Genomic DNA, 11,893 nt, shown 5'->3' with positions numbered 1-11,893 from the left:
TTAAATATGAAAACTAATATAAAGAAATTCTTTCTGGCAACTGTTTGCATAGGAACACTGTTGACTTCCTGCGATATCGAACGATTGCCTAATGGAAGCATGGCGGCCGAAGACATAACTTCGGACCCGAATAAAGCACTCGACGGCTTAGTGCGTGGCGCCTATGCCCAATTGAAAACATGGTCTGACCCGATGCACCGCCTCGGTGAATATGCGGGCGACAATATGATGATTCGAGGCTCATCCACGGATGCATTCTACGAATTCATCTCTTTCTCTCGTACTGCCGAGAATTATCGACTGGATGCCTTCTGGAATTCAGGCTACAAAGCCATAGCCCAGACTTCCAACATCATCAAAATGATTGAAGAAGGACAAAGCGAAGACATAGACAACAAGTTGGGCGAATGCTACTATATCAGAGGTATGATGTATTTCTACCTTACTCGTGCCTACTCCCGCCCTTATTATCAAGCGCCAAATAAAAATCTGGGGGTACCTATCGTCAACGGAACACCAGATGATCTTGAGAATTTGCAATTACCAGACCGTTCAACGGTTGAAGAAAGTTATGCACAAGCTATTGCCGACTTGCGCAAAGCAGAAAGCATGCTGACTATCAACGAAGGTCCGGCCTACGCATCCATCGGAGCTGCTCAAGCCATGTTGTCACGCGTATATTTATATATGAGCGGTACTTATTCAAATCCTAACACACAATATGCAGACTCGGCTGTTTACTATGCTACGCAAGTAATCAACTCCGGTGTTTATCAGTTGTTACCACATAACGAGTTTATGAACTACAACACCTATACACCGGAAAACAATAAAGAGTCTATCTTCGTTGTAAAACGGGTAGCTTCCGAATTCTCCGGCTTCGACCATTATTACGGCATCGGTGGTATGTATGCCAATATCGGCGGTATGGGTTGGGGCGAAATGTTCGCCAGTGCCAAATATATTGACTTGCTGAACGAAACAGGCCGCAACGACTGGCGTCCTGACCGGAAGAAGATTGTAGATGCACGTGCAAACTTCATTGAGCCACAGTATGTGATTGATGATAACGGCAAATACACAGAAGTTTTCCGCTTTATCAAGAAAGTATACAACGCAAGTGGTGAACACACAAACTTCAACTACGTGCAAGCAACTTTAAACAAGAACGGCAACCAATACAGCTGTACGGAAGTTGTTGAAGGAGAAGAAAAAACTTATCCGATGACTGTAGTAGACGAAGCACAGCAAATCTACTCGATATCTTATTCTGACGGAGAAACCTACACAGGTGTTATCGACTATCAGATGTCGTTAAACCGTGTTTATCCCGAGTTTTATATCACAAAATGTTCGCGCGAAGGTGAAGACTCACATCTTCATTCTCCAATCATCTCCCGTTTGGGCGAAATCTATCTTAACCGTGCGGAGGCATATGCTAAGCTAGGACGTTACAGTGAAGCATTAGCCGATCTGAACACTATCCGCGAGCGTTCTATCCCCGGTGCCGGTTATTCATCTCTGGATGCAAACAATGCCTCCACGTTGATTGACAAAGAGCGTCAACTTGAATTGGCTTATCAGGCCGAACGCAGTTTTGATGTATTCCGCAACGGCGATACATTGTACCGCCGTTATCCCGGTCCTCACGAAGCAACGAAAGATATACCGGCTACCGACTACCGCGTTACGTTCTATATCTCGCAGGACGCCATTAACTCCTACCCAAGTGGTAGCACGTTGACACAAAACCCAACGAATAACAGTGGTGTGATACTGAACTAAATTATATGATAAAGACTCGAACGAGAAAATCACTTTTCAACGTAAAGTGATTACATCTCAACGAATTACGCTGAAGCTCCGTGTTTTGAATAAATAATATTCTTATATGGAACTTCAGCGTAACTATTCAATTAGAAAGAAGTTCTACTCTTGACGAAAGACGAATCTGTTTACTAAAAAACCAACTTGCCTCCGGTTTGAAACAAAAAATCAGCCATTTTGCCTCCGGTTTGAAACAAATTCAGCTCAAACTTGCCTCCGGTTTGAAACAAATAAGTATATTTGCATCTGTATACCAACCAGATAGACAATCATGTTCAAAAGAGATATCTTAACAAACCTGGAAGAATGGGCAACAGACAGCCACCGAAAGCCACTTATCCTGCGTGGAGCAAGGCAAGTAGGTAAAACTACTGTTGTAAACGAATTCGGCAGACAGTTCGACAATTATTTACCATTAAATCTGGAAAAGCAGGAAGCGTCCAGGTTATTCGATTTGCCTGTTCCTTTAAAAGACTTAATGCCTCTTTTGTTTGCTCATTGCGGAGTCGTACGCAAAGAAGGACGTACGCTACTCTTTATCGATGAAATACAAAACTCGGCAAAAGCAATCTCGCTGTTACGCTATTTTTATGAAGAGCTACCCAATATATATGTAATAGCAGCAGGTTCTTTATTAGAAAACATAGTAGACATACACAGCTCTTTTCCGGTAGGACGCGTTCAATATCTGGCATTACGCCCTTGTTCTTTCCGAGAGTTCCTGCAAGCCATCCACGAAGAAACATTATTACCAGTACTGGCACAACCGGAAGTTACATCTGCGTTCCATGAACGATTGATGAATTTATTCAATATTTATACTTTGATCGGCGGGATGCCGGAAGTAATACAACTATATGCCGAAAGAAGGGATATTTTATCTCTCAACAACATTTATGAAACACTGTTGCAAGGATACAGAGATGATGTAGAAAAATACACGACAGGGAAACTCTTACCGGATGTCGTACGTTTTATTTTGAAAGAAGGTTGGCATAAGGCAGGACAAAGTATTACATTGGGTGGTTTTGCCGGGTCATCCTACAAAGCACGCGAAGTAGGAGAAGCATTCCGGTTATTAGAAAAAGCGATGTTACTGGAATTAGTCTATCCGACAACAGCAACAGATGTACCGGCTACATCTGAAATTAAACGTACGCCTAAACTGGTCTGGCTAGATACCGGGTTGGTTAACTATGCTGCCCAGATACAAAAACAAGTATTAGGAGCCAGCGACATTATGGATGCTTGGCGAGGGATGATCGCTGAACAAGTTGTTGCACAAGAGTTACTGACACTAACTAACAAAGTAAGTCAGAAACGGAACTTCTGGGTAAGGGGGCAAAATGATTCCAGCGCGGAAGTCGATTATATTTGGGTACAGGATTCCAAAATATTTCCTATCGAAGTAAAATCAGGGCATAATGCCCACTTGCGCTCACTTCATTCTTTTATGGAGCGCTCTTCCCAAACCGTTGCTTTCCGGGTATGGTCGCAACCTTATTCGGTCAATGAAGTAAAGACTGTTCAGGGGAAACAATTCCGGTTAATTAATCTACCCTTTTACCTGGTAGGAGAATTATCCAGGATCATATCAACAAAAGTTTTTTAAAATAAATCCTTCAATCCTTCAGCTATACGCTAAACAACTGATTATATAACATTTATGGCTGAAGGATTTATAAGTAACATGAAGGAAACGGTTCTACTTTTAGAATAATGCTTCATATTCATGCCTAATATCAACATCTGTTTTAGTTCATTCCTTCAAGAAAAGGTAAGTCAGGGCCAGTAGATAATAGTTGGATAGATAATGGCTTCTTATTGTGAAAGTTAGCACCTTTTTATTGTTTGTCAGCTGTCGAACGCTTGTTCGACTACTGTGAAACAAGCGTCCGACAGATGTGGTACAAGCGTTCGACAGTTGACAAACAGAAAAGAAGAAAAGACAATTGAACTAAAAGCTCTGCACTCATGCGTTAGAATAAAATATGTAAACAGATAACCGGCCGGGGGCTACTCGCCTTTTCCATAATACTGGAAGCTACCGTTTATGAATAAAAAAACTCAAAAATCAAGATAATTCCTTCAGCCAAGCAACTTTCCTTCAGCCATATATCAATGATTACCAGATATATATTCACAATACTGAAGGATTGAAGGATTTATTTTGAAAAACTTTTGTTGTATGATTTGAGCTAAGCTATCCCAAGTCTGACACAGAATCGTAAAGCTTAATTCTTTATTTTCAATTAATAGCTCATTTACTTTCTCTTTTATTTGTATTTCCAAACACTTCTCTCTACTTTTGCCCTTGTACTCCGGCGAAGCGTTGCCGTTCAGTGCATCTTATTGATAACGAGAAGCGTTTTAAAGATATTATCCTATTGTTGAAACTTCGACACTTTCATTAGATCTGGATAATAGACAACAGAACGCTCACGTTCCTTTTCTTGTTATATATGCTCGTAGGCATTTTATATGTCTATACATATCAAGATAAAGGGCGTGGGTTGTTGTTTATATCAGATCTAAGGGCAGTCGAAGGCCTCAACAATAGATATATCAACAGTTCCTACGCCTTCTTTATTTTTATAACATCCACTCCGGGAATTGATGGATACCTAAATCTGTCGCTTATGGGCTAATTACAGAAAGAACCAATACTCTATTAAAAAAGGAAAGGCAAGGCTTCTTGCCTAAGAGGTAAAATTTCTCAGTATTAATATTAAAATAACAAGAAATGAAAATAAGATTACTAACAATATTTGCACTATTTCTAGTGGTAACAAACATGGGGTGGGCAGAAACTTCAACATCTATATATGTAAATGGAAGTTCCGGAAACGATACTAACAATCCAGGTACCGACGCTAGTCCTGTTAAGACCATAGCAAAAGCTATAACACTGGTTAGTGAAGGCGGCACAATATATTTGGCCACCGGAGAATATACTGATGACATAGACATTAGTAAACCATTAAACCTGGTTGGTTTAGGGACTAACAAACCGACTCAGGAATCTACATCGAGCCAAGATGCTTATCTGACGGGTAAAATAAAAATCACAAAAGCAGGGTCGACAACCATTAAAAATGTGAAGATGGTTCGGGCTGCAGATGATAGCAATACAGCTCATAGTGCAGGTACTGCTCAGGCAGAAATACCTGTTGGTGGTATCGAACTAACAATTTCAGATTGTTGCTTCATTAATAATAAACCAGGAACAGATAATGGGGGAGCAACTAGTAATTGCTGTATCTATGCCTATCCCGAAGCAACCAATTGTACTCTTTCCATTAATAACTCTGATTTTTATTTGAATGATAAATATCAAAGGTGTTTTAATGACGGATCTAAAGGTCCTGTTACCTTTAAAATGGAAAACTCAAATATTATAGGTAGTGAAGACTCTGGAAAAAGTGACCATAACCGTCCTCTTGCTTTTTACAGCCCAAATGCAACAATAGATATTATAAATAGTGTGATCTCTGTTCAACATGGTTACGGCATAACATTTGCTGAAGATGAAATGAAATGTACAATTGATAATTCTGAGATAAAAGGATATGCAGGATTGTATATATTCAATAATAATCATGACATTCAAATAAAAAACAACTCGATAATATCAGGAAGGACTCTTTATAGTGGAACTTCTGATAATTTTGGGGCCATTGTGTTTGAAGGCAGCCAAGGATGTAATCTATCAGTTACAAACTCAATAATAACAAATGAATACGGAAATGATGCTAAAGCTTATATGTGGCCCATTTTATTTAATAATGTCCCAGATGGAAAGCTGTATGCAGACAAAAACAAAGTGATACTTGACCACTCACGGATCAGAACGACTGGTCAAAATACTCCTTATTTAATTGAGTATAATTCAAATACCGATAATCAGGTTATCATGGGAAATGATAATATTTTCTCTTATAATTGGAATGGCCTAGTTTCTAAAGGAAATACAGAAGCTTTGAATAGTGATAAGGAATGTATTTATACTTTAGACAAAGGTAGTGTTGTCGGTAATGCTGCTTCAGATATTAAATCATTTCTAAGTAATACTAAAATTGCGGATAATGATCAAGTAATCTTCCCCGAAGGTACTTTCGAATTACCTCAAACATTCACTCTCGATAAATCCCTGACAATAGAAGGTGCTGGCAAAGATAAGACAACTATCAAAGGTCATATCGAAGTTAATCCGAAACAAGGTGAAACAGCTACTCTTACCGCTAAAGGTCTTACATTAGAAGGGAATAATAATAATTTTGGGCATGGTATCATCGGTATTACCGGTAATGGTACAGGAAAAGTGAATCTTACCGACTGTAAAATATCAGGAGGTACATTGAAAGGACAAACAGCCGCAGTCGGTGTCCGTATGGAATCTGCCGGAGCGGAATTAACAATGAAGAATACGGATATCGATGTTTATTATTACGGATTAGGGCTACGCGAAAAGAACCAAAAAGTAACAATAAATGGCGGCTCCATAACCGGCCGCGCTGCAATTATGACATCTGCTGGCAACTTAGGAGGATATTTAGATCCCACCGGAACATCTATTACAGCAACGGGAACCACCTTCATCGGAAAAACAATAGCTAACGGAGAAGGCGAAAGTTATGGTACGATTGTCCTACAGGAGAAATACAATGGCGTAAAGGGAGAGTTTACGAATTGTACGATAGAAACAGTGCCAGGTATCGATAATGGGAAAGATGCAGAAAAGCAAATGTCTGCTTTATGTGTTCGTTCTTATGGGAATACGCTTAACTTCAGCGGCAGCAAGCTGTTTGCTACCTATGCAGAAAATAATATTGCCAGCATAAACAGTAAAATACATGCTTCCGTTATTCAGTTAGGATGGCATGATGCCGACTTTAAGGGGGATGATGCATCGACTCCATCGCAAAACACAATAGTGTTAACAAACTGCGAACTGAAAGCCAAAGAAGGAGAAAAGTATCTGGTAACTACTTTCCGTCGCGATATCAATCAACAGTATGATGCTTTAACCATCAACGGTACTGCTTATTCTGTTAATGCAGGAAATGTATTGAAACTGTATCAGGTAGATAAAAATGGAAAATTCGTAGATGATAATGGCAAGGTAATCTCTCAGGTAAAAGACCTGGCCTCATTAAAATCTGCTATAGCCAGTGCTTCTGATGGCAGCACAATCCATTTAAGCAATGATATAACCGGCATTACAGAAAGCGATCTTCCGATTGAAATAAAAAAAGCGATTACACTGGAAGGAAATGGATATACACTGTCCGGAACATATACGTCAGGTGGAGGAACGGCTCTTAAGCATCTTTTGGATATAACATCCAATGACGCCGTAATCCGTAATCTAACCGTAGAAAAAGCTTTCCGCAGCGGTATTAATGTAACCGGAGTTACCGGCGTAATACTGGAAAACATTATATCCCGTAACAACGCCAGTGTCGGACTGACGGTAAACGGTTCGAAAGTAACCGCTACTAATCTGACAACCAGTGGCAATGGTTGGAAAGCTGGTGTAAATGTTGATAAAGGACAAAATGTAACCAGTGAACCGATATTTACCTTCTCTAACAGTTCGTTCGGTGAAGCAGTTGCAATCTATTCTGATTTGGCAGATGCTCCGCTTTCCTACGTTGTTGCTCCAGCCAATAGCGGATGGACGAAACATACGAACCAGGGAGATAATAAGAAAACTATCTGGAAAATAGATGCTTTTGTTCCTACAATAGCAACTATCCCGGAGATAAAAGTGAATATGCTTGAAGCAGGACAGACTTTATCGTCGGTACTCCTTGTTAAAGGAGTTGCTCAATATAATAATGTAGCAGTTGCGGGTACGTTCAGTTGGAACAATCCGGCAGAAGTAATTAAAGCAGGAAACAACAACTATAAAGTACTCTTTACACCTTCCGACCTGATAAAGTATGCTATCACTGAGTGCGAAGTATCTATCGAAGCCAAACAGTATTATACTGTGACGACCGGAGTATGTCAGAACGGTAAAGTCTCAATTACAAACGGAAATATCAATAACCGTTATGCAGAAGGAACAGAATTAACCCTGACAAACACACCGGATGCCGGCTATCAGCTGAAAGCAGGTTCTTTAGCCGGTAAAATGACTGTTACCGAGGATAAGGTAATTACGGCAGAATTTGAAGCAATCCAACAGACTGTAACGCTAAGGGTCGATGGCGGCAACGGAAGTATTTCCGTGAACGGCAAAACTGATTACGGTGGTTCTGTCACTGTACAACAAGGAAAAGAAATAGTCGTACAAGCTATTCCTAGCAGTGGTTATGTCTTAGAATCTCTTTCATGTACAGGAGGAAAAGTAATCAGTAAGGATGCCGTTACGGTTGATAAAGATTTTACTATTACAGCTAAATTCAAAGCATTGCCACCACAGGAATACAGTGTTCAAGTAACTTCTCCCGAACATGGCAAGATATTACTGTTCGACGATAAAGGTAATGCAATTGCCGCAGGCTCTTCTGTTACAGCAAATTCAACAGTAAGTGTTTTGGCTGTTGCTGACGAAGGATATCAACTGCAAGCAAACTCTTTGAAGAATAACAGTACAGAAATAACAAACGGCTCTATCTCCGTAACAGCAAATGCAATTATTACAGCAGAGTTTAATATACAGCAGTTCGAGGTTAAATCATCTATTCCATCAAACGAAGGTTCCATCACTTTAACAAAAGGTCAAAGTGGAAATTTTACATCTGGAAATGTAGATTATGGACAAATGATGAAAGCAACTGTTACCCCTGCTGATGGTTACAAACTCCTCACTCTGCTTGTCAACGGCAAAGAAATACCTAACGGTGGTAGCTTCACAGTTAAAGCGGCAACTACTGTAAAGGCGGTCATGCGCAAACTGGCAACAATCACAATCGATGAAACAGCTCAAACATACGTTTACGGTGGCACGGAAAAAGCGTTTGTTGTAAAGACTACGCCGGCCGGGATTGGCGGATTTACGGTTACTTACAGCGGTACACCTAAAGATGTAGGTTCATACAATGTAACAATCAACCGTAAAGCCGATGATACATACGCAGCTATCAATAAGACAATCTCCGGTGGATTAGTTATTACTCAAGCGGAAATGAAGGGGGTTGCTATTCCGACAGCAACGGAAGGGAATTTGTCCAATAATGAAGAAGCTAATGGTGGAAAATATGAATGGAGTGGTGGAGAAAACTCTGATCCCATCCGGGATGTTATCTTTACCCCGTCAAATCCAAACTATGCACCAATAACTTTCTCCATTCCAACAGGAAAAGGAGAAGCAAAAAAAGTTTCTTTCGAGTGGGAAAGTTTAGCCACTCGCTCCGCATTACTTAAGACCTCAGAACCAGCAGGAAGTCTTCAGATTAGAAAACAAGGAGAAGGTTCCATTATCATTCTGAACGGAAATAGCAAGCTCAATAGTGGCGATCTTTACGCAACACAAAAGATTTGTTTGAGAGCTATCCCCGGAGTAAATGCTTCTGCAAATGTAACCTGGACGGTTAGTGGAGGGAACGAGACAGTAGGTAATGAAGTTACTCTAACGCTAGGCACAGGCGATAATATCGTAACAGCTACTTTTGCCCCTAAAGGAGAACCTAGAGATCCAAACATCAGTGGTGAGCTAACCTACAACGGTAGCATACAAGTTCCAACTATCACCGGTGGTGCAGACTGGCAGATTACATTCAAACAAGGTAATCAGATAATCCAGAATCCAACCGATGCAGGTGAATACAATATTATAGGTAATTATCCAGAAAATGCCAACTATAAAGCGGTTACCGATAAAAACATCGGAACGTTTACCATCAAACCGAAAAAGGTGACAGCCACTGTTACGGCTGCTTCCTCTATCCTGCAAGGACAATCATTGGCACAATCCGTCATTACCGGTACAGCCGATGCCGACGGAACTTTTGAATGGAATACGGATACAAAGAACACTCCGATAACAACGGCAGGAACACAGAATAATCAGCCCATCAAATTCGTTCCGACAAGTACGAATTACGAGGAGTTAACCGATGGTCTCTCTACCTCAGTAATCGTTACTGAAGTAAAAGGTTTAACGCTTCGTACACTCAACCTCACCGTTACAAATCCGGATGGCGGAACTGTTACGATGAAACTGAACGACCAGGAAGTAGCTTCCGGTGCAACAGTAACAAAAGATGATAAGATTACGGTCACAGCATCTCCGAACAGCAACTACACCTCAACAGTATCTGTCACCGGTGCAACGAACACAGAAGGAGTCTATACCGTAGGCGATGCGGGCAATGTAGAAGTAAAAGTAACCTTTACTCAGAAGTCTACCCCGGGCGGCGATGATGATGGCGGCGATGACGAACCGGGTGTTGTAACAATTACCGGCGTCGTACTCGATTCATCTTCTAAAACTCTGGCCGTAGGCGAAGAGTTTAAGCTGACAGCTTCTGTGAAACCGGCCGAAGCCGATCAATCTGTCACCTGGTCGAGCAGTGATGAAACGGTTGCCACCGTAAAGAAAGGAACAGTGAAAGCATTGAAAGCAGGTAAAGCAACCATCACCGCTACTGCTTCCGACGACACACATTATGCTGAATGCGAAGTAACCGTCAGCGTTGCAACCGGTATCGACGAGCTGATAGCATCTACCCGTGTTCTGGGTTGCGATGGCTATATCATGATCGAACCGATGGCCGCTATTGAAACGCTGGTTACTGATATGATGGGACGAATCTTCTATCATGGCCGGCTTACAGAGAAGATGCAAATTCCTGTATCCGAAGGCGTATATCTGGTTCGTTTGGCAGACCATGATAAAGCTATTACTGTTAAAGTAATAGTCAGATAAATCAATACTATTCAGGCTACAACACCAAAACCTTGACTAGTTACGCTGAAGTCCCATAAAAACTCATCTATTCAACTCACGGGACTTCAGCGTAATTTATTAATACTTGCAAACTAGGATATTGCTAAATTATCACTATATTTGCCTATCAAGATATATAAAGTAAGTATATGGACAATACCTATATTAATGAATTTCACAAAGAATGGATAGAAAGCACTCGTCAGTCAATCGAATCTTGGAAGAAGCAGCCTATATCTGTGGAGGATGTAAGGAAGCAGCAGGAGATCTTGAACCGACAGAGGGCTATAAGAGAAGGCAAGTTAAAGAGCTAAAACAGTTTGCCACAACTAATAATCTATGGCTCGACTTCCCCAATTCTACCATTACATATATGGCAAAAGGTGGAGAGAATGAAGTATTTTTTAATGGCACTACTTCTGTTATCAAACTTAACAACTTTGATTATGCAGGAGACGACCTAACTAACTTCTTTATAAGGATTGAAGCCCACAACCTGTTTTTTAGTAATATCCCCTATGAAATGATAGGCTTCACTTATAACAGTCAGCAGGAATTCTGTGCCGTACTGGTTCAACCATATGTCAGAGCAAGCCGGGAAGCGACAGAAGATGAGATCGCGACTTATATGAAAGCATTAGGTTTTACGATGGACTATGCTGATGAATTCCATAATAAAGAGTATGAAATATTTGATGCTGTCCCAAACAATGTGCTCTATGGGATTGATAATAAGCTATACTTCATAGATACCCAAATTAGACTAAAAACGAACGCCCCCCACTGATGCCAATTATTTCTTAAACACCAAATAAACAGCTGCAACCAACAGCAAACAAGCCAGCGCATGATTCCACTTAAAGGATTCTCCCTTAAAAGCGATCGTACTGAAAGCGATGAAGACGACTAACGTAATAACCTCTTGTATCACTTTTAGTTGTATCAGGTTGAACGGGCCACCATTCTCACGGAATCCCATCCGATTGGCGGGAACCTGAAAACAATATTCAAAGAAAGCAATCCCCCAGCTAAACAAGATAACACCGATCAACGGCAGACTCTCAAACCAACTGAACTGCTGCTTCATCTTCAGATGACCGTACCATGCCAATGTCATAAAGACATTCGATACGACTAATAACAGAATAGCATAAAATCCCTGCATAA

General features: G+C 40.7%; 5 protein-coding genes. 4 read left to right on the top strand and 1 reads right to left on the bottom strand.

Annotated features, from left to right (window positions below; genetic code table 11):
• The first annotated feature begins 6 nt into the window (after positions 1–6).
• The 4 genes from HMPREF1212_RS25455 to HMPREF1212_RS25440 all read left to right on the top strand — a co-directional run bounded on the left by HMPREF1212_RS25455 (position 7) and on the right by HMPREF1212_RS25440 (position 11,513).
• Complete coding sequence (locus tag HMPREF1212_RS25455) at positions 7–1,785, top strand: RagB/SusD family nutrient uptake outer membrane protein (RefSeq protein ID WP_046151651.1); 1,779 nt, start codon at positions 7–9, stop codon at positions 1,783–1,785.
• Positions 1,786–2,098: 313 nt separating this feature from the next.
• On the top strand, positions 2,099–3,439 hold the full coding sequence (locus tag HMPREF1212_RS25450) for an ATP-binding protein (protein WP_046151650.1): 1,341 nt from the start codon (positions 2,099–2,101) through the stop codon (positions 3,437–3,439).
• Positions 3,440–4,570: 1,131 nt separating this feature from the next.
• On the top strand, positions 4,571–10,705 hold the full coding sequence (locus HMPREF1212_RS25445) for an InlB B-repeat-containing protein (protein ID WP_082099995.1): 6,135 nt from the start codon (positions 4,571–4,573) through the stop codon (positions 10,703–10,705).
• 205 nt (positions 10,706–10,910) lie between these two features.
• Positions 10,911–11,513, top strand: coding sequence for a putative polyvalent protein kinase domain-containing protein (locus HMPREF1212_RS25440; protein ID WP_046151648.1), 603 nt, complete (start codon positions 10,911–10,913; stop codon positions 11,511–11,513).
• A 6-nt stretch (positions 11,514–11,519) separates the two neighbouring features.
• Here HMPREF1212_RS25440 and HMPREF1212_RS25435 read toward each other — a convergent pair whose 3' ends face one another.
• A complete protein-coding gene (locus HMPREF1212_RS25435) occupies positions 11,520–11,891 on the bottom strand; it encodes a DMT family protein (protein ID WP_028727018.1) in 372 nt (123 codons plus the stop codon).
• Between the last annotated feature and the right edge of the window lie 2 nt (positions 11,892–11,893).

The sequence above is a fragment of the Parabacteroides sp. HGS0025 genome, assembly GCF_000969845.1.
Lineage (GTDB): Bacteria > Bacteroidota > Bacteroidia > Bacteroidales > Tannerellaceae > Parabacteroides > Parabacteroides gordonii.
This window is presented reverse-complemented; position numbering and strand designations above follow the sequence as displayed.

Bases quoted from the DNA above. Each gene is read 5' to 3' on its own strand.
- HMPREF1212_RS25455 (WP_046151651.1), top strand. From the start codon at position 7: ATGAAAACTAATATAAAGAAATTCTTTCTGGCAACTGTTTGCATAGGA.
- HMPREF1212_RS25450 (WP_046151650.1), top strand. From the start codon at position 2,099: ATGTTCAAAAGAGATATCTTAACAAACCTGGAAGAATGGGCAACAGAC.
- HMPREF1212_RS25445 (WP_082099995.1), top strand. From the start codon at position 4,571: ATGAAAATAAGATTACTAACAATATTTGCACTATTTCTAGTGGTAACA.
- HMPREF1212_RS25440 (WP_046151648.1), top strand. From the start codon at position 10,911: ATGGATAGAAAGCACTCGTCAGTCAATCGAATCTTGGAAGAAGCAGCC.
- HMPREF1212_RS25435 (WP_028727018.1), bottom strand. From the start codon at position 11,891: ATGCAGGGATTTTATGCTATTCTGTTATTAGTCGTATCGAATGTCTTT.